Annotated in this window: 17 protein-coding genes and 1 pseudogene; 15 read left to right on the top strand and 3 right to left on the bottom strand. The window is 52.7% G+C overall.

All coding sequences use genetic code 11. The features are described 5' to 3' along the window. Positions 1-18: 18 nt before the first annotated feature. Positions 19-1,167, bottom strand: a complete 1,149-nt coding sequence (locus tag FYJ85_RS11880) for a Gfo/Idh/MocA family protein (protein ID WP_154418780.1) — start codon at positions 1,165-1,167, stop codon at positions 19-21. 103 nt (positions 1,168-1,270) lie between these two features. Between FYJ85_RS11880 and FYJ85_RS11875 the strand changes: the two genes are divergently transcribed. Together FYJ85_RS11875 and FYJ85_RS11870 are read left to right on the top strand one after the other, a co-directional pair. After that, a complete protein-coding gene (locus FYJ85_RS11875; protein ID WP_154418778.1) occupies positions 1,271-2,119 on the top strand; it encodes a helix-turn-helix transcriptional regulator in 849 nt (282 codons plus the stop codon). 191 nt (positions 2,120-2,310) lie between these two features. After that, positions 2,311-2,562 carry a hypothetical protein gene (locus FYJ85_RS11870; protein WP_154418776.1) on the top strand — a complete coding sequence of 84 codons (252 nt, stop codon included), beginning with the start codon at positions 2,311-2,313 and terminating at the stop codon, positions 2,560-2,562. A gap of 267 nt (positions 2,563-2,829) precedes the next feature. Here the strand turns inward: FYJ85_RS11870 and FYJ85_RS11865 are convergent, their stop codons facing one another. Then, a complete protein-coding gene (locus FYJ85_RS11865) occupies positions 2,830-3,369 on the bottom strand; it encodes a tetratricopeptide repeat protein (protein WP_206213136.1) in 540 nt (179 codons plus the stop codon). 1,267 nt (positions 3,370-4,636) lie between these two features. Between FYJ85_RS11865 and FYJ85_RS11860 the strand changes: the two genes are divergently transcribed. From FYJ85_RS11860 to FYJ85_RS11845, 4 genes are all read left to right on the top strand, one after another. Then, entirely contained in the window at positions 4,637-5,809 is a 1,173-nt protein-coding gene (locus FYJ85_RS11860; protein WP_154418772.1) for an IS110 family RNA-guided transposase, read from the top strand. 454 nt (positions 5,810-6,263) lie between these two features. After that, on the top strand, positions 6,264-6,923 hold the full coding sequence (locus FYJ85_RS11855; protein ID WP_154418770.1) for an SGNH/GDSL hydrolase family protein: 660 nt from the start codon (positions 6,264-6,266) through the stop codon (positions 6,921-6,923). 23 nt (positions 6,924-6,946) lie between these two features. Beyond that, positions 6,947-9,439: a family 78 glycoside hydrolase catalytic domain gene (locus FYJ85_RS11850; protein ID WP_154418768.1), complete on the top strand. Its 2,493-nt coding sequence runs from the start codon at positions 6,947-6,949 to the stop codon at positions 9,437-9,439. Further along, on the top strand, positions 9,433-10,353 hold the full coding sequence (locus FYJ85_RS11845) for a hypothetical protein (protein ID WP_154418766.1): 921 nt from the start codon (positions 9,433-9,435) through the stop codon (positions 10,351-10,353). The genes FYJ85_RS11850 and FYJ85_RS11845 overlap by 7 nt, the downstream gene beginning before the upstream one ends. Here FYJ85_RS11845 and FYJ85_RS11840 read toward each other — a convergent pair. Beyond that, complete coding sequence (locus FYJ85_RS11840; RefSeq protein ID WP_154418764.1) at positions 10,337-11,191, bottom strand: AraC family transcriptional regulator; 855 nt, start codon at positions 11,189-11,191, stop codon at positions 10,337-10,339. The two genes, FYJ85_RS11845 and FYJ85_RS11840, sit on opposite strands and share 17 nt — an antisense overlap. 110 nt (positions 11,192-11,301) lie before the next feature. Here FYJ85_RS11840 and FYJ85_RS11835 point away from each other — a divergent pair, with 110 nt between their 5' ends. The 9 genes and pseudogenes from FYJ85_RS11835 to FYJ85_RS24535 all read left to right on the top strand — a co-directional run. Beyond that, the gene (locus tag FYJ85_RS11835) at positions 11,302-12,102 is read left to right on the top strand and encodes a hypothetical protein (protein WP_154418762.1); all 801 of its coding nucleotides are present in this window, start codon (positions 11,302-11,304) and stop codon (positions 12,100-12,102) included. A 15-nt stretch (positions 12,103-12,117) separates the two neighbouring features. After that, the gene (locus FYJ85_RS24045) at positions 12,118-13,119 is read left to right on the top strand and encodes a prepilin-type N-terminal cleavage/methylation domain-containing protein (protein WP_268878757.1); all 1,002 of its coding nucleotides are present in this window, start codon (positions 12,118-12,120) and stop codon (positions 13,117-13,119) included. A gap of 27 nt (positions 13,120-13,146) precedes the next feature. Continuing rightward, positions 13,147-15,948, top strand: a complete 2,802-nt coding sequence (locus FYJ85_RS11825) for a sugar-binding protein (protein WP_154418760.1) — start codon at positions 13,147-13,149, stop codon at positions 15,946-15,948. A 50-nt stretch (positions 15,949-15,998) separates the two neighbouring features. Next, positions 15,999-19,097, top strand: coding sequence for an alpha-mannosidase (locus FYJ85_RS11820; RefSeq protein WP_154418758.1), 3,099 nt, complete (start codon positions 15,999-16,001; stop codon positions 19,095-19,097). Then, positions 19,094-21,403: a sodium:solute symporter family transporter gene (locus FYJ85_RS11815; protein ID WP_154418756.1), complete on the top strand. Its 2,310-nt coding sequence runs from the start codon at positions 19,094-19,096 to the stop codon at positions 21,401-21,403. The genes FYJ85_RS11820 and FYJ85_RS11815 overlap by 4 nt, the downstream gene beginning before the upstream one ends. Positions 21,404-21,429: 26 nt before the next feature. Beyond that, the gene (locus FYJ85_RS11810) at positions 21,430-23,013 is read left to right on the top strand and encodes a sialate O-acetylesterase (RefSeq protein ID WP_154418754.1); all 1,584 of its coding nucleotides are present in this window, start codon (positions 21,430-21,432) and stop codon (positions 23,011-23,013) included. Positions 23,014-23,333: 320 nt separating this feature from the next. Then, positions 23,334-23,912 (top strand): hypothetical protein, encoded by a 579-nt coding sequence (locus tag FYJ85_RS11805; RefSeq protein ID WP_154418752.1) that lies wholly within the window; start codon positions 23,334-23,336, stop codon positions 23,910-23,912. A gap of 519 nt (positions 23,913-24,431) precedes the next feature. Beyond that, a pseudogene (locus FYJ85_RS24540) lies at positions 24,432-25,028 on the top strand (AAA family ATPase); the annotation flags it as partial. A gap of 42 nt (positions 25,029-25,070) precedes the next feature. Next, positions 25,071-25,899, top strand: an 829-nt coding sequence (locus tag FYJ85_RS24535) for a PD-(D/E)XK nuclease domain-containing protein (RefSeq protein ID WP_476756248.1), incomplete at its 3' end; no start/stop codon positions are given.

Genomic DNA, 25,899 nt, shown 5'->3' with positions numbered 1-25,899 from the left:
CACTCCTCCCTGTTATGGTTAAATGCCAAAGGATTTCCATACCGGTTCCAGATCGACCACGGATTTTTGTTCCGCTGCCTGCTGGATCGCCAGTGCCGTTGCCGTACTGAGCATTCCCTCGCGTCCACCGCATGCGGGAAGTTTGCCGGAAATGCACATGTCATATGCATCGCGCATGATGACCAGATCGCCGCCCGCATGCCCGATGGAAGTTTCATATTTCCACGAATGTTCTATCGGTTCATCAATCCGTTTCAAGCGAACGATGCCGGAGAAAAGCTCGACGATCAACGTCCCCACCGTTCCCGAAATATACATGCGCCGCTCCGGGAGAGCATTGGAAATCGTTGCCTGAAACTGTACCCGGACGTTGTTGCGGTATTCGAGAATGGCGACCTGATTGTCAAAAATATTTTTCTCGGTCAGAAACGGATTATCGGAGTCATCGGTTTCCTCCCACGTGGAACGGAATACCTCGATCCCGTCGACGGGATCGAGGTATTTTCCGTATTGCTCCGCATTTTCCGGTCGGAAGAAATCACATCCGCCGAAAGAAGCTACTTTGCTTGGTACATCGCCGATAAACCAGCCTAAGAGATCCAGATCGTGACAGCATTTTTCCAGAATGTGCGGACCTGCGATTTGGGAAAAACGGCGCCAGTTGCACATGATGTAGGAACCGTGTCTTGGATTGAGATTTTCATTGGCATCCACGCTGATGATCCGCCCGATCTTCCCTTGATCCAGCAACTCTTTGACCTTCCGATAAATCGGTGTGTAACGCAATACGAATCCGGTTGCGAAAAATTTCCCGGAAGCCCGGTGTGCTTCCAATACCCGGCTGCAATCCTCCAGCGAAGTGACCAGCGGTTTTTCACTGAAAACATTTTTCCCAGCGGCAAACGCCCGAATGATGTGATCCGCATGACAGGCATTGGGCGAGAAAACGGCTACCAGATCCGTTTCAGGGCGTTCGATGGCAGCCTCGGCGGAAGTGCAGATTTCCGGGTGAACGTTCCATTCTGCCAAGCGTGATGCAACTGCTTTCGGATTGGCGTCATAAATAGCGGTCAATTCCACTCCTGGAATTTTGAGTAATCCATGAAAGATTTGATGGGGACGCATTCCTGCCCCTACCAGTGCAACGCGTAATTTATTTTTCTGCATATTTTTTCCTTTTTCTTATAAACGAACTTGCATACCGTTCGTTGCTTATCTATATTTTACTCTAAAAAAAGAGAAAAAAGAATGGATAAAAACGACTTTTACCATGACAAATAATTTTTCAGAAGATATATGGGTATACCCCCCTTTATTTGCACCGTCTCCGCTTCAAGAACAATTAGGTTTGCATATTTGCGAAACGGCTGCGGGCAATATCTGCAAAGAAACATTTTGCGGAAAATTCCGATATTTTGAATTTTACAGTTTGGTGCATATGTATGAGGGGCGGGGCAAACTGTATTTCCCCGACGGCAGAACACAAAACGTGGAGCCCGGTGATGCCGTTCTGACTCCCCCCGGGATGATTCACTGGTATTGTGCCGCACGGGGGCATTGCTGGATGGAAGATACCATCTGTTTTCGAGGAACGATTGCAGACGGATTCGCGGACGCGGGGATGCTGGAGCCGGGAATTTTCCATCTCGGACCGCACCGGAGACTGCTGCCTCTCATCACGCAAGGAAAAGATCCTGCTCCGGATCAGCAGATCAAAGTGCATATTGCGCTGATCGATTTGCTGGGAGAAATTTTTTTTGCCCGCCGTCACCAGCCGACAGGCACGTTGCGCTCAATAAAGAAGTTGCTCTCTGCTGTTGCGGCTGATGTCGGACACTGGTGGACGGTGGAGGAAATGGCGGACATGTGTCACTTGAATATTGATTATTTCCGCCGTGCATTTAAAAAAGCGACAGGTATGTTGCCCAAGACGTATATCGACCGGATGAAGATCAATCACGCCGCAGAATTACTGGGCAAACCTCAACTGACCATTCATGATGTCGCCCGCAAACTGGGGTATCAGGATGAATTCCATTTCAGCCGCAGGTTCAAACAAATCATGGGATATTCTCCTCAGACTCACCGCAATCGGCTTTTTAAGCGCAACGGATTCTGAGTCCTGGGAAATAGTAAAACGCAAAATACTGATTCTTCTGCACTTTGTGAAAAAACAGTCGCTGCATAGCCGGAACCCCTGCGCAGTCAAGCTGCAATCCGGCATAAACGGGAGCGCTACTCCCGCCGTCCTTTGGACGGACTTTATTCCGTTTGCGGCTTGACTGCTTCGGAAACCCGGCTGAAGATGTTTTGGGTTTCAAGATCAAAACGTTTATCGGCACCAGCGAAAATGCGGTTCGGATTCAAGTTTGGACAGCGCTTATCGCTATTTTGCTGACCAAGTACCTGAAGTTTTTGTCGAAAGCGCAATGGCATTTTTCAACCCTGGTCACTTTCCTGAAATGGAATCTATTTGTTTACCGCGACTTGCGCCAATGGCTGGATCAACCATTTACCAAACCACCGGAGCCGGAATCATTTCAACCAGAGTTCGCTTTTTAGGACAGCTGATTTACAACAAAGGGGGGCTACTTTTGAGAATTGGTGTGAAATAGATGAAAATGAGGGGGCGTAATCAGAAAATTACGCCATTTTGAAAATTGTTAGGACAGGTGTGGTGAAGAGGCTCTTTTTTTCTGCAAACAGCAGGAGTTGTTTTGACGCATCAATGTTTTCATTTTACCGCTTCTCAACACTCTCTTTGCTTCATAAATATGTTTACGAGCGACAATTTTCAGAAAAAAACGCCTGCGAAAGATCATGCCCGCCTCACTGTTTTTCCAGGAATAACCTTCCCAGATAATAACAAGCCCTTACATGTTGATTGATTTTGTATGCTTTATGAAAATATTCCCGGACGTCATCGTACTCCCGCCTGAAAAAATATATCTGCCCGAGACTGAACAATGCCGAAACATTCCGGGGATTGATTGCAAGAATTTTTTCATACCATTCCTGCGCTTTGCAGGAATTCTGAACTGTTCCCATTCCATTGAAATAAAACCATGCCACGGCCAACATCGCATCTTCGTATTCCATTTCCGCTGCGCGTTTTGCCCATAAAAAAGCTTTATAATCATTTCTTTTTACTCCTCGTCCCAGACTGTACGCGATGCTTAAATTGTAATACACAATCCGATTTATGCCGGAAAGAGCCGCCGCCGCCGTCCAATAAAATGATTTCCGAAATGATTTTTTGACTTCTCTGCCTTCGTGATACAGCCACCCCAATGCCACCTGGATTTCACTGTCCCCGTCCCGGGCTTCCTGAATCATGTTCTTTATTTTGCTGTTCACGGCTCCTCCCATAAGCGACATTTCCCCCCGGCTCAAATTCCGTGCGGCGACTGCATTCCCAGTTATAACGGGCATGATTTTCGCTTGTTACCAATTCCTCCTGTCAAACTCTCGGTTGAACCGGTCCAGCGTTCTGATCAGAACATCAAGCGTCGGCTTTTTGTCTTCTCCGGCCTGCTCAAGCAATTCAAACTTGAAAAAATATTCCATGTTCTGTTCTCCAAATAAGATAGCATGGAACATTTCGATTGAAAATCATAATATTTGAATGACGGATTTAATTAACCGAAGAGAAAAGTATTAGTAGGTTTTACAATTTATTCAACCCGTTTTCCCGCGACTTTCAGCACAGACTCCCTCAAAAATGAAATCTTCGCCTTCGTAAATAAATGTTTATCATCATGGGCAATTTCAAAGAGAATAAATTTTGAATACATTTATCATTATGATATTTGATACGATAGAATGCTTCTCCGATAACAATGGCCGGAGAAAGCGGCATATCAAACCCAGGAAGCCGTAACGGAAGTCTTTATCGGTCTGAAAACGAACTGTAAAAAATGTGACCTTCTGCCGACTTTGTTTCCGGAGGGCCGGAAACAAAGTCGGCAGAACGGCTGAATCGCCATCTTGATCCGTCCAGTGGCACGTTTGACAGGGTGGATGTGCCGTTTCTTCCGGTTCTAGCCGGGCTCGGTCTGGGGGGAATCTTGTCTGTCCATGCGCCGGTTTCGTCGAACGGCAATTGGAGTTTACCGCACAGTTCGGCGCTCCTTCAACACTTCAACGCACTCCCCCGTCGTGAGGACGACATCCTGACGTAACGGTCCGCATCGCCCGGAGCGGAACGCCGGGGGGATCTCCGCTTCCGTCCCGAACGCATGTCCGGTGGATCGAAGCGATTACGAATGGTTTTAATCCCCCGATCATCTAACGAAATATGCAAGTCAAATTTTTTGAGTTCCCCCCGAGAGCTTCATATAAATGGAGATGATTCGATAAATTGTATCAAATCCGGTGAAAATTATCATAGCAGGAAAATTTTTATGCAGTACAATAATAGTATCGACCGTGACCGTTCGATGCTGAATCGTCGGATGAAATGCGATTTTTTTGAAATATCATATTTAACACAGCACCATTTTAAGTTTTGGTGATATATTGAACCAAAAGATACCATGTATAGGTGACAAGCAATTGTCGGAGTAGAAAAGAACTCCTTTGTCAAGTAACTTTGAATAACCAAACCTTCCAAAGTACAGAAAAAGGAGTTCAAAAAATGCAAAGAAAAGGTAACACGATCAATCGCGATAGTCAAGTCGTAAATCAGATAAGTGTCGGCATTGATATGGGAGGCAGTCTGTGGGCGACGGCCGTTCAAGACTGGGGAGCAGGAAAAATGAGCTATTACGGGCTGAAAGACAAGGATAATCAGAGCAAAGAGGAGCGTGCGTTTGAACTGGTTTCGAAATTGCTTCAGAGCGGCAAACGTGTAGATGTTTTCTACGAAGCGGGCCGCTATGGATACTGGCCGGCTCGTAAACTGATCGCTCTTGGGGCCACCGTTCATATCCTCCCGATCAACAAACTGAAAGTGGTGATGAGTGGCAAGACGATCAAAACGGATAAACTTGATGCGAAATTTCTTGGAGGTTTGCATCCGTCCGATCATGTTCCGAGTGTTTACATTCCGACGTTGAAGGAGGAAGGGCGCCGGGATGCGGAACGGGAATGGACTCGTATCAAAACGTCAATAGAGCGTGTAAACTCTCAGATGATTGCTTTGATCGAACGAACTCCGTTACCGGGTTTTAAATCTCATCAAACTTCAATCGAATGGTGGAAAGCGGTTTCAAGATGGTCGAAACTACCGGAATGGAAGGGATGCCCCGAACTGTTGCTGCTTCGCTTTCCCAATCTGATTGCCGAACTGGAATTGTTCGAAAAAGAATTGGCCGGTTGGAAACAAATCATTCGGAAATTCCAGGAACGTGATGAAGAAGCAGCCCAAACAAATAACAATGAGGATTCTACCTCTGCAACAGTCAGGAAACTGCAACAGTTCAAAGGTGTCGGTGATCGCTTATCCCGCCATTTGCCTTGGGAGATCGGAGACTTTCGCCGATTTGGTTCCGGGAAACAATTTGCTGCGTTTTTCGGCTTGACGCCATGCCCATATTCCAGCGGGACAATGAGACGTGATCAGGGGATCAGCAAGGCCGGTCGAAAGAGTCTGCGAAAGATGGCCGTTGAATGCGCCTGGCTATGGTATCGCTGGCAGAAGGATAGTTGGCTGGTGAAAAAATGGGCGGATCGCCTGGAACAAAAAGGGCGCATTCGGAGAACTGCAATTGTCGCTCTCGCTCGTCAGTTGATGGTTGCTTTGTGGCGATATGTGGTAAAAGGTGAAGCCATAGAGGGAGCTATTATAAACAAACCAATTGAAGTATAAGCATATGGTGAATCGACTCGTTCTTTTTCCTGAGTATCGAATGATGCCGATCAAAAGGTTGAGAAATTCACCACCACTTTAAGGAGAGTAAGAAAAGAGATTTTTGAACATAGAGGCTGTTCGACAAACTTCTTGGTTGCGGATGACATCCGACACCTTAAGACTGAGGCCTCGAATTCACACGTTTTTCGTATGTGGCATATTATCGGCGGATGTCTGGAACGTCTGCGGTCGATAGAAGGTTGGGAACGATTGTTTACCCGCTGCCGGAGTGAAGTGCAAAAGAGTTTCTTGAACTGACAGAATCAATAATAATCAAGCAGGAAAAGTTGATAGCAGTCAACAACCTATGGATACATGGGTAAGGGAATATCTGCTCTGAAAGTAAAATTTTTCATAGAAAAACGAGAAAAGTTACAAAAAAGACTTGACAAAACCTAACATAGAAGGGAAAATGATGAAATCACAAGCTCGTTGCCGGTTTGTATTTACCGGCGGCTCCGGCGCCGCTTCCGGTCGGGGTAACCCAATTGCGGGAGGCTTGTTCGGCTCCCTCGGGCATGAATACGCCAGGATTGTTTCCGAGCCGGTTGCCGCAAATTATCCGGAGTTGAATATCCGCTTCTCCAAGCGGGAAACCGCCGGCGGCACTTCACGCGATCTATGCGTTCGCCGGGAACCCGAAGTACTCATATCGGTACCGGGGCGGAATTCAATCGTGAGCGGCGCCAATGGCGGCCAATGGCGGTTGGATGTGTCACAAATGACCGAAATGGAGGAGAAGCCCACCGGATACGAAGAGAACTTCGAACAGATGATCGTTACCGTCCGAAGAATTGCTCATGACGGAATTTTGCTGTTGGTACCGCACTTTATCGAACGAAATCCGCAGGGAGGCATGCGGCGGCGAATGGCGCGATACTGCGATATCGGTCGGCGGCCGGCTGTAAAACATCAGATTATATTGATTGACACTCAGACGGTGTTTTGCGGTCTGCGGAAACCTCAGCGCAGCTTCTGTCCGGCATGGGTACGGGTTCATCCGAATTCCCCCGGTCGCGGGGCAACAGCACATGCTCTCTTGCAGGCGTTTGATTTTTGTTTCAATCATTAACTCATGAAACGGAGGATTCTTTTATGCCGTATGTCGATACATTGCGCTGCAATTTCTTAACCGAACCGGCTGCCATAGAGCTGACCACGCCGATTCTCTCGTGGATGTTTCGCCAGTCGGGGTGCGAACGCGGCCAGAGTGCCTTTCGCATTCGTGCCGCTTCTTCTCGAGAAAAACTGCTGGACGGAGAATGTGATTTCTGGGATTCCGGTGTGCAGGAGAGCAGTTCCCTTCACACCAGTTACCTCGGTCTCGGACTCTCTCCGCGCCGTCGAGTGTTCTGGACCGTTGCCGTGCGCGATCGTAACGGCAATTGGAGCGCGGAAGCCGCCCCGGCCTGCTTCACCGCCGGGATTGCCGCCGACGCCTGGCACGGCGGCTGGATCGGTGGATTTCACCGATTGCGCGGTCGTCTTTCTCTTCCTGCCGGGGCAGAACGTGTCACTGTTTATGCCGCTTCTCCCGCGATGTTCGAATTTCACTTGGACAGCCACCGGGTGGATGCTCCACTGCTCCAACCGGCGGACACGAACCATCCGGCCCGCATCGGTTACGCCACTTACGATGTGACCAGCGCCTGCAGGAAGGGAGGGATACGGGAGTTTGAATTTCTGTTGGCTCCGGGGTGGCAGGTACTCGGTTTCCCGCGACGACCGGACGAGGAGTACGATCTCCGGCTGGCCGCGCGTATTTTTCTGGATTTTCCGGATGGTTCGGCACGGGAATTTTCCAGCGATGCAACCTGGGAGGGAACCGACGATTCTCCGATCCGCACTTCTCACCTTTACCACGGTGAACACTACGACGCTCGTCGGGAATTGGCGGCACCACATTGGCAGCCCTGCCGCCTGGAACCGGATGAAACGCGTCGGATTTCTCCACCGGCTGCGCCACCGATCCGAGTCGTGCGGGAGCACCGCTTTCAAACGGTTGAAACGATTCGCCCCGGGATTCACGTCCTTGACTTCGGAAAAAACCTCGCCGGATGGTGCCGTCTGTCCTTCACGGAAACGGTGCCTGCTGGCCGGGAGATCGAACTGCGGTTCGGCGAGTTCCGCAAGGCGGATGGGTCGGTTGATTTGAGCACCATGCGACTTGCACGTTCCACTGACGTCTACCACTCCCGTCCGGGGAAACAAAGTTGGCGTCCCCATTTCACCAGCCATGGTTTCCGTTTCGTTGAAGTCATCGGCTGGGATGGTGTTCCAACCCGCGATCAGATCGTCGCGGAGGAGGTGCACAACGACCTGGCTGCCGGCGGGCACTTCCATTGCGGCGACGCCGCCGTACAGCAGGTGTTCGATGCCATGGTGTTGACACAGGCCGCCAACTTCCACGACAAACCGACCGACTGCCCTCAACGCGATGAACGCCTCGGCTGGCTCGGCGGCGGCCACGCCTCTCTGCCCGGCTGTGCCTACAACTTCGATGTACACGCATTCTATCGTAAGTGGTATCGCGATATCCTCGACGGAATTGATCCGACGACCGGGGAAAGTTTGTTCGGACAAACTCCGAACGTCTGGGCACGCTGCACCGGGATGCCGATGCATTATGCGCACTACAGCATCCCCTGGAAACTTTTTCTCTATTATGATGACCGGGAAGTGATTGCGGAATCCTACCCGCTGCTCAAGCGCAACCTTTCCTACCTGCGCACCTGGAAACACGACGGGCTTTTTACCGATGAACTGAATTTAAATTATGGCGATTGGCTGGCCAGTGAATTTACCCCGCACGAACCGGTGGATCACGCTCTCTATTTCGCCGCACTCAAACGGATGAAATTTTTCGCCGAAGAACTGGGAAAGAGCACCGATGCCGCCGAATTCGCTGCCGAAGCGGAGGAGGTCCGTGATACCTTCAACCGTGAATGGCTCTCCGAAGCCGGACATTACCTCCAGAACCCGCACGCGTCACAGGCGTTGAATGCAATGGCTCTGGTTCTCGGACTGGCGCCGGAGGAAAAGCGGTCGAGTGTGGCGGCATTCCTGCTCTGGAACGTCGAACACGAGCGCGGTTCGATCATGGCCACCGGCGGCTATGTCGGAATGCAGTTCATTCTGCTCGCTCTCGAACAGCTCGGCCGTCGCGACCTTGTTCTGGCGATCTTCCGGCGCCGCGAATACCCTTCATGGGGGTATATGCTCGAACATGGCGCAACCACTTTGTGGGAACGCTGGGAGTGGCGGATGTCACCGGAGATGAACGGTCACAACCAGTTCGCGCAGGCTGCATGCGTCTATTTTCTCTACCGTACCGTCGCCGGGATCAGTTGGCCGATGCCGGAACACGGTGATCGCGTCATCCACCTGATACCGGATGCCACCGACTGTGATGTGGATTGCGCGTTTGAAACACCGTGGGGGAGGGCCGCCCTGCAAAGAACCGGCCGCGATGTGACCGTGGAGATTCCGTCCGGCGTTCATGCTGTCGTTGACTCTGCCGGCTGGTGCGACACCGCCGGGAAAAAACGGTTCGGTTCCGGGGTGCGCAAGCTGGTGAAATCATGCTGAACGCCTTGTGCTGGTGTGTCGTTGCCGGAGGTTTTATTGCTCTCCTCGGCATCTTATACGACCTGGTCAATCGCCGCGGTGTCGATCCGGTTGCATTCAATCTCTTCGGGGCGCTTTTTCTGCTGCCGGCGGTACTGGCGGGGATAAACTGGGGTGCGTTGCATCCGGGGGAATTGTTTGAGGGGGCACGGGCGGTACTGCTATGGAGTTCGATGGTGCTCTCCGGCGGTCTGATGTGCGTGGGGGTGATTGTGCTGATCGTCGCGATGAAGCGGGGAAAGCCTGAATTCGCCTGGACGTTCAGTCAGTGTTCCATGGTCATTCCGTTTCTGCTCGGAGTACTCTGTTTCGGCAACGTGATGCACTGGAGTAATTACCTGGGGCTGATTTGTGTCGGAGCCGGTATCGTGCTGCTCGGGCGGAAGCGAAAGCGGCGGAGCGGAACGGATCTCCGGAAACCGCATCGACTTTCCCATTGGTTTCTGCCGGCGGCGGGGGCGTTTCTCTTCATCGGGCTGAGCCAGTTTCTTTTTTCAATCCCCTCTTACTGGACGGAATGGAGCGACGAGGCCCGGATCCGGATTCCGATGCAGGCGCTGGGCGGACTGGCGGCACTTTTCTGCTGGAAAGGGCGGGTGTTCTTTCAACGCTGGGATCGACGGACCGTGTTGTTTGCCGCACTGTTTGCTCTGTTGACCTACGGCGGGCGAGCTACGCTCTACGCATCGCTTGACCGTCTCGCCGCGTTTGGAATGGCGCCGATCGGCTATCCGATCTGTCAAAGCATCGGAATCGTCGGAGTTGCGCTTTACCTCGGACTCTTCCGGCGGGAACTGACGCGAGATGCCTGGCTCTTTCTGCCTCCGATTGTAGTGGGACTTTTTCTGCTGAGCCGGGTCAACTGGTGGTGGTGATTGTCTTCAACTTGGCCCGGTATTCGGTCGGAGTACAGCCCTTGTAGCGGAGAAACTGCCGATTGAAGTTTGACAGATTCTCAAATCCGACGGAAAAGGCGATCTCGGTGATCGGCAACCGCTGGTTGTTGAGCTTGTTGCTGGCGATGTTTACGCGCAACTCGTTGACATACGAAAGGTAACGGCGTGAGAACTGCTTGCTGAAATAACTGCTGAAAGCCCCTGGCGACAGGTGAGCGACTTTCGCCATCCGTGCCAGTGATAACTTTTCGGGGGAGGCGATATTGTCATGAATGTAGTGGAGCACTTGGCGACTGCGTTCGTCGGATTCGGCCACCGACGCCTCCGATGAAAGTTTTCGTCGTGGAATTCGACTCAGGAAATCGAGGATATTGCACAGGCAGAACACCTGGCCCACCTGATCCGCTTCAAAAAAACGATCGAAAAGCGGAATCAGTTCACGTACCGATTTCGCGGGGAAGACCACGCCGGCGCTTGAATCGTCCAGCAACTGCTGAATTTCAACAAACACGGGCTGTCGAAAGAATTCCGGTCCGGCGAAATCGGGCAGAAACTTGATGTTCCGTATCTTCAAATCGGAGATCTCCTGTTGTTCGACGGCGGCGTAGCTGTGAGGTACCATGCCGCCGACCAGTGTCAGATCCAGCGGCGCGTAATTCTCTATGCTGCTGCCGACACAGCGGACGCCCCGGCCGGCTTCCACCAGCGAAAGTTCCAATTCCGGGTGAAAATGATACCAGCCTATGCCGCCGTCTAAAATAACAGAGGAGGATATCGGAACCGCAACTGAAATGATTTTTTCGTAGGAAGCCTTCATTTTTCCGCCTTTTTATGAAAAATGTATTACTTTTTCCGAAAAATGCAATGGCAAAAATAAAAAAATCCAGTATAATTTTAAATAGAAAACAATTGAAGAAAGGCTCTTTTATGAAACTGACCACACTGGCGGAACATCGCGAGTATCTGCATGAAATTGTCCGCTTGAAACTTTGGTTTCTTCATTCTTATCTGCTCCGCCACCCCGGGGAGACATTCCGGGAGGCGTTGCGTGAACGGGTGGATATTTACCGCAAAACCATCTTCAATCCGGGGCTGCTCAATCCGACGGCCGAAGAGATCGATTTTCAGGCGCCGGGCTGGCAGGCGCTCGAAACCGCATTGGAGGTGTGCTTCCGCGCCGCTGGAAACGATGTCGCGCGATTTGAACATGAGGGATTCGAACTTCTGCGCGACGCGATCGACGCCCGTGCCGCTCGTGACTGGATTGATGTTTCATTTATTGACGGTTATCAGTGCGGCAGTCTACGTTACGAGTACGGAAAACTGGAGAAAGACACCGTCGATGTTCACATCGCCAACGCCCGGCGGCCCGGCTCGATGTTCGAGGAGCCGGAATACCTCGGGCACTGTTTCCTTGAATTGATGCGGGCTGCGGAATGGAAGTTCGGCTGTCGCCGGTTCCGGGTTTTTTCGTGGCTGAACTCCTCTTCGAAGTGGCTGACCTACTTCCCTGCCGAGTTCGCCGCCGATCGCGGTCCGGCAATGACCGATATTCGCTGGCATTATGGGTTCTGGGGGCAGTTCATTGATGCGCGCGGCCTCTTTCACCACAAGAACGCGGAATTTTTCCGGGCTAACGGTATCATGCCGTATGCGACGCGGGAGTCGTTCTGTTCCTTCGCTGCGATGCGGCAACACCTGCGTAACCGGTTTCAGCTTATGGATTGACTGGGAGCGACGAACATGAAACAACCGAATAACCTTATCCAAGTCAGGCGCCTCCGGTTCTTTCCCGCGATGGGAAATCGTACTTTTCGATCTTCCGCAATCTGCAGCAAAAACATCGGTCCGGCGCCGCCGGCGGAATTCAGCCGCCATACTCCGGCACGCCCCGCAGAAAACGCGGAGAAAGGAGGCGGCGCTACGTTTGTCATGAGTGATCGTATTTTCCGGTTGAATTTGATCCGTGAGCCGAGTCATTATTTCAACACCATTCACAGAGAGGGTACCATGAAACAGAAAAAAAGCTTTACATTGATTGAATTGCTCATTGTTATCGCCATCATCGCCATTCTGGCCGGAATGTTGTTGCCGGCGTTGAACAAAGCCCGTCAGGCGGCCCGTAAAACTTCCTGTATTTCGCAACTCAAACAGGTGATGGCGCAAAATATTATTTACGCCAATGATTTCAACAATTTAATTTTTGTGGAGAATCCAAGACCGTGGGGCTACAATTCCTATCCTTTCTTCATGACGATCGGAGCCGCGAACGAGTTGTCCTCCTACGCTCTGGCGCGCAAGTTGTTCGTCTGTCCGGAGACCAATGACCCGGCGGCTAACTTCACCAATCCGTTTGAGGGTACCTTGAACAGTTCAGTCTATGGGATGCTGGATGAAGTCTACAACGATGAGAATCACCCGAGCTACGCCAGTTCCTGTTTCATCTCCAGCAATGGTTGGAATGGTTACAGTTTGGGTAAAATGAGCCGGCCGTCGATCACGGTCATGTATGCGGACAGCGCACAGGGAACCCCGACCTCTACTGTAGGCTGGTACCGTATGCGGGTATTCAATACTGCACTGAGTACAACCGGAATCTACCTGGTCCACAACAATCAGGCCTGTGTCGCCTACGCCGACGGCCATGCTGCGGGCAAGAGCAAGGAAGAACTTTACGCCGAAAGCAACATTCAGCGCTTTGTTAACTCCGGTTTCGGTAATATTTATTTTACAAAGAATTATTAATTTGACGCAATCCTGGAGAAGCTTAGAATGCGATTGTTACGTAGCTTTACTGTACTGCTTTCCATCGTTGCCTGGAGCGCCAACGCCTGGTGGGTCCCCTACCAGAGTAATCCGGTCACGGTCACGAAAGAACAAGGGGAAATTCAGATCGGTCACCCTGAACAGCCTGACTGGATGTGGAAAACCAATGACAACGTTTCGTTTCTGTTTATTCCCGATCGGGGCAATCAATTCTATGTGGAGAAAAGTAACGGTAAACCGGGCAGATTTACGTTGGAATTCAATTTCAGTCAGGCGTTGAAGAGCTTCGTCTTTGTCACTCCTGAGTGCCGCGGCGTCGATCTGACCGCCGGAGAGATCGTTTTCGGCTACAGCATCAACGATGATTCCGAGGTAAAGGAGCTCGCCGGAATTACCCGGAATACTCCCGGGTATACCGAAGGCGCGACGATGGCGGCGATCAACTGTCCCGAGGTGAACTTTTCGGAAGCTCAGGACGTGCGTAAACTTACGTTGCATTTCCGAATCGATGGCGATGTCAAATATATGATGTTCGCCGGTCCGGTCAAGCAGGGGGCGTTGATCAACTACACCGTTTACAATCGTATCCCTCTGGAGTTGCTGCCGGACGCGACACGCGTCGGAAACACCTACTACATCGACACCCCGCCGCATCTGATAATCCGGGTTCCGGTACGGGGGGTGACGGTGTTCGACGAAACCCGCAACCGTGAAGCCGGAATCTGCCGTATGGAAGTTCAGGATACACAGACAATCGCCCGGCTGCCGATCGGCCTGCGTCCGGGGATCTTCCGGCTTCGAGTGTGGAACTCCAACGGTGAACTGCCGGAACTCGAACGCCGGATTGCGCTCGTACAGCGTCCCCGTGAGCTTTCCAACTCGCAGCTCCTTAACTCTCCGTTCGGCATGGTGCGCATTGAGGTGGACGGACGCTGGAATAACATTGGTCCGTCGCTGGATTGTCCACTGATTGGTGAAATGATCGGCATCCATCAGATCCGCGGCGCGGAATGGGCCTGGTGCAACACTGCTCTCGCTCCCGGTAAGTTTGCCTGGGACGATCCGGAGTGGTGGAATGCCTGGCAGGAGAAGGTTGATCACTGGAAAAGCCATAAACTCGTACCGCGCCAAAGTCTCTCCTGGACGCCGGAATGGGCTGTCGATCACGCCCGGGTACGCCCCGGGACCTGGAGCGGCCACTATCCGCCGAAAGACGAATTCCTGCCTGACTACGAAGAGTTCTGCCGGGAAACCGTCCGCCGTTCCGCCGGCGCGCGTGAATACGAAATCCGCAACGAGCCGAACAACGAACCCAGCGGCATGTGGAAAGGAACCTTTGAGGAATACGTTGAACTCTGCAAGGTTTCCGCCGACGCGATTCATTCGGTCGATCCTGAGGCGAAAATGATTCTCGGTACAACCGCCGACGCCGACATCGGATATATTGCCCGCTGTTTTAAGGCCGGCCTTTCGCCGTATTACCAAATCATCGACATTCATCCATACCCGCATACCCGGCAGGCGCCGGAATTGTTCCTGCTCAATAACATCAATGCCTTGCAGCGTTTGATCGAAAAATATAACGGCAATCAGGAGATCATTTTCAGTGAAATCGGTTGGCCGACCCAGCAGTTTGACATCTCCAGTTACGAACGGGTCAGCGAATTCGAGCAGGCGTGTTTCTACAGTCGTCTGATGTTGATCAGTCTTGCCGGTGGTGTCAGGCAGGTCTACTTCTACACCGTCGCCGACTTCGGCACCGATCCGGCGAGCGCCGAACAGAATTTCGGCATCGTCCGGAACGATTCGACGCCCAAACCGTCGTTGTCGGCCCTCAGCGGCACGGCGCGCCACTTGGAGGCGGCACGGTTCCTCGGCACGCTGCCGACTCCGGTCTCCTACTTCGTCTGGGCATGGAAAAACCCGTGGCAGCCGGAGGAAATTTTGTTAACCGTATGGGCCGATACGCAGGCGATCACCGAAGGAGTGGTTCCTCTGGAATTGCCGGGAATACTCGCCCAGGCCGAAGATCTCTGGGGCGGAGCGCCCGATGCCGACCGCGTCTGGGTCAAAGACGGAAAAATCCACGTACAGCCCGGAGCCGATCCGCTTTTTCTCTACGTGAAAAATTTTCCTGAAAATAAGTTGCAGCCGTTGCCGAAGACACTCCGGCCCGGTCGGACTCCGCGACGAGCCACCGCGCCCCGATGCGAAACCCTGCCGGAAAAACGGGAGGATATGGCATATACCACCAACTATCCGTTCGGAGCGCTGACCCTCGGTTATGCGGGATTGAACAACGACGGAAAAATGATCGATCAGAAGAAGCCGGGCAGTGAAACCTCATTCTCCGTCGGCTGGAACGATCAGGAGTTTCTGCTCAACGTCCGGATCAAATCGGATAAGCCCTTCTCCAACCAAAAAAACGGCTGGGATGTCTGGGAGGAAGATTCAGTCCGCCTTTTTCTCTGTCCCGATGCCACCACGTCCTATCTGACCGGAGATCACTATCAGATCGGCATTGCGCCGGAGACGACCGGTCACGGCCCGGCCGGCGCCTTCGTCATCAGTTACGGCAACCGCGTCCCGGTCGGAGAAGCGATTCCGGGGGCGCGGGTTGAAGCGAAAAACGTCGAGGACGGCTGGTTGATGAAAGTGGCAATTCCGTGGAGCGCTTTCGGGACGGTTCCCGAACCGGGGGATGTCTGGCGCTTTGACCTGATCTCTCCCAACGGGATCTGGAACAGCCCCGGAGACGACAAGTGGCACAATGCCGGCAACTGGGGTGTGTTGGAGTTTACCAGGTAACTGTTCCGGCCCGGTGAATTTTCAGCCGGGCCGTTTTTTTCAGAGAGCTTATGCGACAAGAACAGATTAAAATTCTCGCTGAACGCTGCCGCCTTTTTCTTCAGCGTACCGAACCGGATCTTCTGCAAGCGGAATTCCCCTGTCGGGCGGAGTTCGCCGTCAGCGACCGGATGGTACCGTGGCGGGAACGTCTTTCATTGCCTTACCGCCCGATTTCCGAAGGGGAGTTCTGGGGACAGGCCTGGCAGAGTGCCTGGTTTCATCTCCAGGCTGAACTGCCGGAAAAGTGGGCCGATCAGCCCGTGGCGTTACGCCTCAATCTTTCCGGGGAAAATCTGCTGTTCGACGCCGACGGCGTACCGGTCGCCGGACTTACCGCCTACAGTGTACTCAACCCGGAATACACCAAGGAATATTTTCCGCTTCCTGATGCCTTTCGCCGCAACGGAACGTTCGATCTCTGGCTGGAAGCCGCCGCCAGCTCCAACTTCGGCGTCTATCTCGCCGAAGATCCGCATCGGCTGACCACCGAAACCCGCGGATGTTTTGCCGCCAGAGTGGAACGGATGCGTCTCGGATTGTTTCGCCGTGAACTCTGGCACCTGCGCATCGAATTCAGCATACTCTGGGAGTATTATCAAGCGTTGCCCGAGCATGATTACCGCCGCCGGCGGGTGCTGGCGGCCCTCAGCGGCGCAATCGACCGGTATGCCGACGATCCTGACGGCGCCGCTGGAGCCCGTCAGGAACTCGCGCCAGTGCTGGCGCTCCCGGCGTTGCATTCCGCGCCGATTGCCTGCGGAGTAGGACATGCGCACATCGATACCGGCTGGCTTTGGCCGGTATCGGAGACGATCCGTAAAAGCGCCCGCACCTTCGCCAACCAGCTTGATATGATGGACAAGTACCCGGAATACACGTTCGGGGCCTCCCAGCCGCAGCATTACGCATTCGTCAAGCAATATTATCCGGAGCTGTTTGAGAAGATTCGCCGCCGGGTGTCGGAAGGCCGCTGGGAGCTGCAGGGCGGGATGTGGGTGGAAGCCGACTGCAATTTGATTTCCGGCGAATCGATGATCCGCCAGTTTCTCCACGGCAAGAACTTTTTCCGTGACGAATTCGGAATGGAGGTACACAATTTGTGGCTGCCGGATGTGTTCGGTTATTCGCCGGCGCTGCCGCAGATCATGAAGAAATCCGGCTGCGACTTTCTCCTGACGCAGAAGATCTCCTGGAATCAGTTCAATACGTTTCCCTTCACCACCTTCTTCTGGAAAGGAATCGACGGCAGTGAAGTGCTGACCCACTTTCCGCCGGAAAACACCTATAACGCCTCTGTGACGCCGCTGGAACTGATTCCGGCGCAAAATCGCTTCCAGGAGTCCGAATTGTTGCCGGAGTTCCTCAGTTTGTACGGCATCGGTGATGGTGGCGGTGGTCCAAAAGAAACACACATCGAACGTGCCCGCCTGTTGCAGAACTTCGAGGGAACTCCCCGGTTTCGTTTCGGTCGGGCGGATGAATTCTTCGAACGCCTCGCCGGCACGGAAGCTGTGACCCGGCGGCAACTGCCGGTCTGGTCCGGTGAACTTTACCTTGAATTACATCGCGGTACTTTGACCAGTCAGGCGCAGATCAAGCGTGATAACCGCAAGTTGGAGCAGTTGTTGGCGGCGACGGAGTTCCTCTGTGCAATCGGGCCGTTGTCCGACTATCCGTCTTCCGCTCTGGATGCGGCGTGGAAGAAACTGCTCATCAATCAGTTTCATGATATTCTGCCCGGTTCAAGCATCACTCAAGTTTACGAGAATGCGCGGCGGGAACACGCTGAACTTTTCGCCACCTGCCATCACCTGATTGATCAGGCCGCCGGGAAAATTTCTGTGGAAGCGCCGGATACCTTGTCGCTGCTGAACACTCTCTCCTGCACCTTCCACCACGCCGTAGAACTGCCGCCGGAGTGGCAAAACTGCGAGATCATCGATGAACAGGGGCGCCCGGTATCGGTTCAGGGGACGCGTGCCACCGCCATCGTTCCGCCTTCCGGCTTCACAATCTGGCACAAACGTGGTTCCGTTTCCGCGGCGCCGCTGGTCGCGGTTGATGAGGGACTGGTTCTGGCGAACGATCTGGTCCGGTATGAATTCACCCCAGCGGGCGAACTGCTCAGTGCCGTTGATTTGGAAACCGGTCTGGAAACCCTCCGGCCCGGCGAATGCGGCAACGTTCTGCGCCTCTACGTTGATCGTCCCAATGCCTATGAAGCGTGGGACATCGATCTGTTTTACGACCACGAAAAAGTCGTGGCGCCGGAACTGACGGCACGACCGCGGCGCGAATCCGGTCCGGTTGAAAGCACCCTGCAGTTCGCCTGGGCCATCGGGGAACACTCAACGATTCGTCAGACCATCCGGCTGGAACGGCATACGAAACGGCTCGATTTTGAAACCGCCGTCGATTGGGCTGAAACACGTAAGATGCTGCGGGTCAACTTCCCAGTGGCAATTGCCACTGATTCTGCCGCCTGTGACATTCAATACGGTTATTTCCGGCGGCCGACACAGGAGAACGACTCCTGGGATCTGGCAAAGTTCGAAGTCTCGTTTCATCGCTATGTCGATCTGTCGGAGCCTGGGCGGGGCGTCGCTCTGCTGAGTGACTGCAAGTACGGTTGTCGGGTGAATAGAGGAAACCTCGACCTCGCGCTGCTTCGTTCTCCGAAGTATCCGGATTGGGAGGCGGATCGCGGTCATCGTGAATTTACCTACTCTTATCTGCCGCACCGCGGCGAACTGGTCGAGGCGCCCGTGATGGCCGAGGCGGCGCAGTTAAACCGGCCGCCGCTGCTTTTTCCGGGGCGGCGTTTTACCGTCCGTCCGCCGTTTTGCGTCACTGCCGGCCGCGTGGCGCTTGAAGTGCTCAAGCGGGCGGAAAAATCTGATCACCGGGTCATTCGGCTGGTGGAAATTTCCGGCGGCAGCGGCAAAGCACGTCTGACTACGGAGCTTCCCGGGGTTCGGCTGGTCGAGTGCGATCTTCTGGAATGGCACACCGGCCGGTCTTTCCGCTTTGAAAACGGGGAGTTGGAGTTGCTGTTCCGCCCCTTTGAAATCAGAACGTTTTTGGTGATACAGGATAGGATCTCATGAGTCTGATTCAATGTTTGATCGTCATTGTCCCGCTGTGTCTTGTCTCAGGCATGGCACTCTATTCCCGGCGATTTATCCGCGGCGTGGCGGATTTTCTGGTTGCCGGGCGAGTTGCCGGGCGTTACGTACTCTCCGTTGCCGGAATGATAGATGGGTTGAGTGTTTTTACGTTGGTCGCCATGTGCGAGGCCAACTATCAGACCGGATTTGCCATGAGTTACTGGAATAACATTCTGTTGCCGCTGGGGATTTTTCTCGGCCTGACCGGTTATCTCAATTACCGGTTCCGGGAAACCTGCGCAATGTCGATGGGACAGTTTCTCGAAATGCGTTACAGCCGTTCCTTACGCATCTTCGCAACGTGTGTTCGCTGTTTCGCTGAAATGCTCACCAACTGCATCGGTCCGGCGGTGGCTGCGCGTTTCTTCATCTACCTGTTGGGATTGCCGATGGAGTTTCAACTCTTCGGCCACACGGTTTCGACTTTCGTCATGCTGCTAATTCTCTGCCTGTCGCTGGCGGTCGGAGTGATTCTCGCCGGTGGACGGCTAGCGTTGATCATCACCGACTGCTTCCAGGGATTGATGAGCTATCCGATCTTTGTGATCATCGCGGTATTTGTTTTTACAAATTTCTCGTGGTTTCATGAGATCGCGCCGGTGATGGGAGACCGTATTGCGGGGGAAAGTTTTCTGAATCCGTACGATATTTATAATTTGCGTGATTTCAATATGTTCGCGCTGTTCGTTCTGGTATTTGGCCGATTCTTCGACGGAGTCTGGCTGGGGAACGATACCAGCGGCGCAGCGCGGACGCCCCATGAACAGAAGATGGCAGGAATCCTCGGGCGCTGGCGTGCAGGGTACAGCACAACGATGTCACTGCTTCTGGTGATCTCGGTCATCACGCTCCTGAATCATGCCAAATTCTCCTCCGAGGCGCACCAGATACGTACCGAATTGGTCAACCGGGTAGCCGAAGAGATCGTGCCGTCGCAGGAAACCCGTGTTGAGCTCGCCCGTCGCATCGGGGAACTGCCGCCTCCGATTCACCGCATCGGCGAGGAGGAGCCACTTTCCCGGCGACGGAACCTTGATACTGCCTATCTGACCACGGTTTCCGAGGTATTGCACGCTTCTCCAGGGGTCAGCGAGGAAAACGGCAATCAACAGTTTCAGAATTTCCGCAGCATGTACAATCAGATGATGCTGCCAGTTACGTTGAAAACCATGCTGCCGCCGACGTTGCTGGCACTTTTTCTGCTGCTGGGAATTTTGCTGATGCTTTCGACGGATGATTCATTGATGTTCAATTCGGCTTCGGCGCTGATTCAGGACCTGGTGGTGCCGTTGTGCAAAAAACCGCTCCCGCCGGAAACCCATGTAAAATTGTTGAAGCTGATGACCATCGTGGTGACGCTAGTCTTTTTCTGGGGGTCGATCTACCTTTCTCAGCTCGATTTTCTGAACTTGTTCATCACGATCACGATTTCGATCTGGGGCGCCGGAGCCGGAGGGGTCGTCACGTTCGGGCTGTACAGCCGCCGCGGCACTACAGCCGGGGCTTATGCTTCGATTCTGGTTGGCGGCCTGGTTTCCGGCGGTGGAATTCTAGTGCAGCGCAACTGGGCGGACACCGTCTATCCGACCCTTTCCGGTTGGGGCATGATTCCGATGCTCGACCACGCGCTGACGGTGGTTTCTTCCCCGTTGAATCCCTGGGTCGTATGGGAAATGAACCCGTTGAAGTTCCCGATCAATTCGATGGAAATCTCCTTTCTCGCGATGCTGCTGGCAATTGCCGCCTACTGGCTGGTTTCGCTGTTGACCTTCAGGCAACCATTCAATCTCGACCGGATGCTTCATCGGGGAATCTATAATCTGAACCCTGAGAAAATGGATGTCAAGCCTCGGTTCTCCTGGCACGGCGTGTTTCAGTTTCTGGTGTCGATCACACCGGACTACACCTTCGGAGACAAGGTCATCACCTGGTTTGTCTTCGGCTATTTTTTGATCTACAAATTTCTGATTATGTTTGTGGCGGTGGTGGTGGTCAATTTGTTTTATCCTTTGCCGGATCAGTGGTGGAGCATCTATTTTTTAATCAATTCGCTGATTGATCCCTGCATCGTCGGGATAATCACGACGGTCTGGTTCATGATCGGTGGAATCAAAGATCTGCGCCGTTTATTCTGCGACCTCGCCGTCCGGCGGCGGAATCCGTTGGATAACGGAATGGTTGCCAATAACGTTTCACTATCCGATATTGCGGAATTCGAAAGTCTGGAACAAAAAAAACAATCCTGAAATTTCTAAAACAGGAGGAAATTATCATGCGACATGTAAAAATCCATTTCTGTCTGGTCACGATTCTGCTGCTGTTCGGCGCCATCGATGTATCCGCGGAATTGTTCGCCGGCTCCATCTTCAACGACCACATGGTTTTGCAGCACGGCAAAGCGATCGAAGTGTGGGGCATTGCCGATCCGGGCGAAACGGTCAGGGTTCAGTTTGCCGGTCAGGAACAAACCGCGGTAACCGACGGAAACGGCTACTGGGCAGCAACTCTTGCACCGTTGGAAATCAATCGTACCGGAGAAGATTTGACCATTGTCGGAACCAAAAAAACCATCGTGCGGCACGATGTCGTCGTCGGTGATGTCTGGCTCTGCAGCGGCCAATCCAATATGGAGATGTCATTTGCGTGGGGGCTCATGGATGGCAATCGCTTTCAGCAAGAGGCAAACCACCCGCTGATTCGTCACCTGAAGCTGACAAAACGCAAGCTCAACACGCCGGATCGTTCGCTTTACATCGACCGGGAATGGCAGGCTTGTACACCGGCGAGCGTTCAGGAACTTTCCGGGGTTGGGTATTTTTTTGCGTTGGAGTTGTCGAAACATCTCGATATTCCGATTGGTTTGATCGACGCCAGTTGGAGCGGCTGCCGGATCGAACCGTTTTTTGCTCCCGGCGCAGTAGATGCTGAACCGGGTTTGGAATATATCAAACAGGAGATCGCCCAATGTGACACGCGTACTCCGGAAGGCAAGCGTCGTGCTGCCGATGTTATGGAACAGATCAAGAAGTGGTATGACCTGGCACAGCAGAGTACTCCTGCCGATCCGCACCCGGGCGTACCTCCACACTTTCCCACGCTGCTGGATGTCAGTTTTCGTCAACCGCTGACCCAGTATAACGCAATGATCGCTCCCATGACCAACTTTCCGATTAAAGGGGTGATCTGGTATCAGGGCTGCAGTAATAACGGCGACTCCGATTACGTAGAGAAAATGCGGGCGCTGATCAATGGTTGGCGGCGTGCCTGGAATGACGACCTGCCGTTCTATTACGTGCAGTTGGCGTCTCTGGGAGGTCCTCCGCCGGATCCGGCGGGCGGGGAGGGATTTGCTGACATGCGGCGGCAGCAGCGGCAGGCGTTGAGCATTCCCAATACCGCGATGGTTGTTACCATCGATATCGGTCAGTGGAACGATATCCATCCGAAGAATAAATACGACGTCGGCAAACGGCTGGCTCTGGCGGCGTTAAATCGCACCTACGGCATCCCGATGGCGGACTCCGGCCCGAACTATCGATCGATGCGCATTGAGGGGAACCGGATCCGGATCTTCTTCGACCATACTGACGGGGGCTTGAAAGTCGGGACAAAAGACGGGATCAATCCGGTTGTTTTCTCCTCGGAGACTAAATTGAATAACTTTGCCATCGGTGACGATCAGGGGAACTGGGCGTGGGCGGAAGCCTGGATTGAAGGTGACAGTGTTGTGGTTTCATCTTCGGCAATCGCCGCTCCGACCAAAGTTCGTTTCGCTCATTGCGCCTGTCCGCCGAACTTCAACTTTTACAACGGCGCTGGTCTGCCGGCAGTTCCATTCTGCACCGATTTGCCGTAGAACTGGTGACGGGGTGCCAGATGATGTAATGCACCCCTTTTTTCAAGGGCTGCATTACGTAGAAGCAGTCAAAAAATGCAGATTTCATTTTTTGAGAGTTCTTTTATACCACCCGCTCTTCTTTTATGCAGCAGACGCCTGAAACCATCTTTCGTATTCGTAAGGCGTCATGTAGCCTAGTGATGAGTGAGGATAATCCTCATTATATTCTTTTTGCGTGTATGCCCAGTGAGCCCCATGGTGAGGGGAGATATCGCGGAGAGCTTTGGAAAAAAATTAGAGTTAGGAGAAAATGATGCCGTCTGGCGGTCAAACGCCAGATGGCATCACCTTTTCCTGTTCTAATCTTTTCAAAACTCTATCGCCGATATTTTCCTTTACCATGGGGCTCACTGGGCATACACCGCCGTTATCTGCTGCCGGCAGCTCCGCTGTTATTCGGTTGGACGGCATACGGGCTTCTGATTCTCTACCTGCAATATCGTTCCCGCATTCCGGCATGGTGTTTGTGGGGTACCGGTTGCCTCGTGCTGACCGTCCTGTTTTTTGATGGAATAGCACCATCGCTGAAAAACTATTATTCCAAACGAAAACACGGAGAACTTGAAGTGATCGCTCAGGCAGTTCCGGCGATTCGAGCGAGCTACATCGGACCTGCGACGGATCAGGTCCCCGCTCATCGACAGATCTATCATTCGCACCGGCGACCAGTGGTCTGGAGCGAGTTTCCCGCCGTCGCTTTCTTTGTCGGGGGACGTTCCGAGCCGTCGCCCTTCTGTGATGCTCCAGATTTTTGGATTTTGCGTCCTAATGAACCGAAACCGCCGCACACGCGTAAGTTGCTTGAAATGAACGCAAATGGTTTTCGTTATATCCTTTATCAGGCAGAGAAACCATGAAATCGGAACGGCTTATCGCATTGTTTTCCTGCTGTCACTGTTGTCGTTGCAATGTATGCGTTCTGGCCAACCCCATCTGGATTTGAGGCAGGCCGCGTGGTATGTTCTTCCCTGAACCCGAGCCAGAGAAGAACGGCATGGGACGCGAAGGACGTGATTATTGGGAGGCGGAACTGTCAATACCAGATTCTTCTTCAAATTCAAGTCCCGTCAAGACTTTTTCGACTTTTCAAATCACATCGTTGCAATTACTGAAAGAATGTTCGCCTTGGCAGTGTTAAACTGCCTTCAATCCCCCCACCTGAAGACAGTAGAACAGAGGGACGCGAAACAGGCGGTTTGAAGCTCGAAAGTCCCTGTTCCAGCAGGAATAAAAGTTGACGTTTTCGACTTCAGCATGACAGATGGCAGCTCCTCCCTGAAGACAACCGGTCTTCAGGGAGGAGCTGAACTCATAGCAATCTCGCCGTCCATGCTTGAAAATCACCGGACTCGCTGTATAGTAAGATATTGGAGGATATGACAGTGAAAAGATTGACCAGTTTTACATACTCTTTTGAGAAACTCCGTAATGGAGAATGTCTCTATGTTGATAAGACGGAGTCCATCTGGAAGTTGATTCAGCCAACTCAGGAGGGATACTTCCTGTCACGTCCCCGTCGTTTCGGAAAGTCCTTGACGGTCTCCACTCTCAAAGCGATCTTTGAAGGACGCAGGGAGCTGTTCGACGGCTTGGCGATCTCAAAGAAAGAATACGACTGGAAACCGTATCCGGTCATTCATTTGAGTTTCGGCGACTATAGCGTTGTCTCCGATCCTGTGAAAGAATTGCCAGAGTATTTGCAGACCAAACTTCAGGAGATCGCATCCGCTTATTCTATTACGTTGACGAACTCGACTCCGGGACTTTGCTTTGGGGAATTGATTGATGAACTGGCAAAGAATGACCAGGTGGCAATTCTCATTGATGAATACGACAAGCCGATTCTGGATAATATAACAAGTTCTCAAATAACACAAGTCCAGAGAATCTTAAAAGGATTCTTCAGCGTTCTTAAAGAACGCAATGCCAAAGAACGCTTTCTGTTTATTACCGGTGTCAGCAAGTTCTGTCACGTATCGCTGTTCTCGGACCTCAACAATTTAACCGATATTACGATGCACCGCGACTATGCGACCATGTTCGGTTATACGCAATCGGAACTGGAACACTATTTCAGTGATCGGATCGAAGCGACTGCACAGGCTCAGAATGTCCCGGTGGAGGAGCTGAAACGGAAGCTCAAGGCGTGGTATGACGGCTACTGTTTCGAGGAGACTTCGGAAACGGTCTACAACCCGGTGTCCATAGCGAAGTTCTTTGAGAATGACGGCAAGTTCGACAACTACTGGTTCGCTACCGGAACGCCTTCGTTCCTGATGGAGCTTGCCAAGAAGACCGACTTCAACTTTGAGGATGCGGTATCGAGAGCGGTTCCTGGTGTGACATTCGATGCGTTCGAGATTCCCAATATCGACCCAGTGACGCTGCTGTTGCAGACAGGGTATCTGACGATCAAATCCAGCGAGATTCGTTTCAACAAACGCTGGTTCTGGCTCGACTTCCCGAACGAGGAGGTTGCCGAATCTTTCAGCACCTATCTGCTGAACAGCTACGTAGGCAGAACACAACGGGAGGTCAGCAGCTTCTCCGCTGATCTGGCGACCGCGTTCCTGGAGGGCAATCTGAATCAGGCGAGGAAGGTTCTCGAATCGTTCTTCGCCGGGGTGCCTTATACGATCCACAAGAAGAGCGAAGCGACATTCCAGACCGTCTTCTATGCGATTTTCCGGTTGCTCGGATTCAATATCGAAGCGGAGTCCTGCACGAATGACGGTCGGATCGATGCGGTTGTCCAGACGGACGATCATATCTATCTGTTTGAGTTCAAGCTGGACGATGACGATACTGCGTTGTCGCAGATCAAGGACAAAGCCTACTTCAAGA

Origin of the sequence: Victivallis lenta, assembly GCF_009695545.1 — a bacterium.
Lineage (GTDB): Bacteria > Verrucomicrobiota > Lentisphaeria > Victivallales > Victivallaceae > Victivallis > Victivallis lenta.
The sequence above is the reverse complement of the archived record's forward strand: the minus strand, read 5'-3'. Positions and strand labels throughout refer to the sequence as shown.

Excerpts from the sequence above, each read along its gene's own strand:
- FYJ85_RS11880 (WP_154418780.1), bottom strand. The coding sequence starts at position 1,167 with ATGCAGAAAAATAAATTACGCGTTGCACTGGTAGGGGCAGGAATGCGT.
- FYJ85_RS11875 (WP_154418778.1), top strand. The coding sequence starts at position 1,271 with ATGACAAATAATTTTTCAGAAGATATATGGGTATACCCCCCTTTATTT.
- FYJ85_RS11865 (WP_206213136.1), bottom strand. The coding sequence starts at position 3,369 with ATGGGAGGAGCCGTGAACAGCAAAATAAAGAACATGATTCAGGAAGCC.
- FYJ85_RS11860 (WP_154418772.1), top strand. The coding sequence starts at position 4,637 with ATGCAAAGAAAAGGTAACACGATCAATCGCGATAGTCAAGTCGTAAAT.
- FYJ85_RS11855 (WP_154418770.1), top strand. The coding sequence starts at position 6,264 with ATGATGAAATCACAAGCTCGTTGCCGGTTTGTATTTACCGGCGGCTCC.
- FYJ85_RS11850 (WP_154418768.1), top strand. The coding sequence starts at position 6,947 with ATGCCGTATGTCGATACATTGCGCTGCAATTTCTTAACCGAACCGGCT.
- FYJ85_RS11845 (WP_154418766.1), top strand. The coding sequence starts at position 9,433 with ATGCTGAACGCCTTGTGCTGGTGTGTCGTTGCCGGAGGTTTTATTGCT.
- FYJ85_RS11840 (WP_154418764.1), bottom strand. The coding sequence starts at position 11,191 with ATGAAGGCTTCCTACGAAAAAATCATTTCAGTTGCGGTTCCGATATCC.
- FYJ85_RS11835 (WP_154418762.1), top strand. The coding sequence starts at position 11,302 with ATGAAACTGACCACACTGGCGGAACATCGCGAGTATCTGCATGAAATT.
- FYJ85_RS24045 (WP_268878757.1), top strand. The coding sequence starts at position 12,118 with ATGAAACAACCGAATAACCTTATCCAAGTCAGGCGCCTCCGGTTCTTT.
- FYJ85_RS11825 (WP_154418760.1), top strand. The coding sequence starts at position 13,147 with ATGCGATTGTTACGTAGCTTTACTGTACTGCTTTCCATCGTTGCCTGG.
- FYJ85_RS11820 (WP_154418758.1), top strand. The coding sequence starts at position 15,999 with ATGCGACAAGAACAGATTAAAATTCTCGCTGAACGCTGCCGCCTTTTT.
- FYJ85_RS11815 (WP_154418756.1), top strand. The coding sequence starts at position 19,094 with ATGAGTCTGATTCAATGTTTGATCGTCATTGTCCCGCTGTGTCTTGTC.
- FYJ85_RS11810 (WP_154418754.1), top strand. The coding sequence starts at position 21,430 with ATGCGACATGTAAAAATCCATTTCTGTCTGGTCACGATTCTGCTGCTG.
- FYJ85_RS11805 (WP_154418752.1), top strand. The coding sequence starts at position 23,334 with ATGGCATCACCTTTTCCTGTTCTAATCTTTTCAAAACTCTATCGCCGA.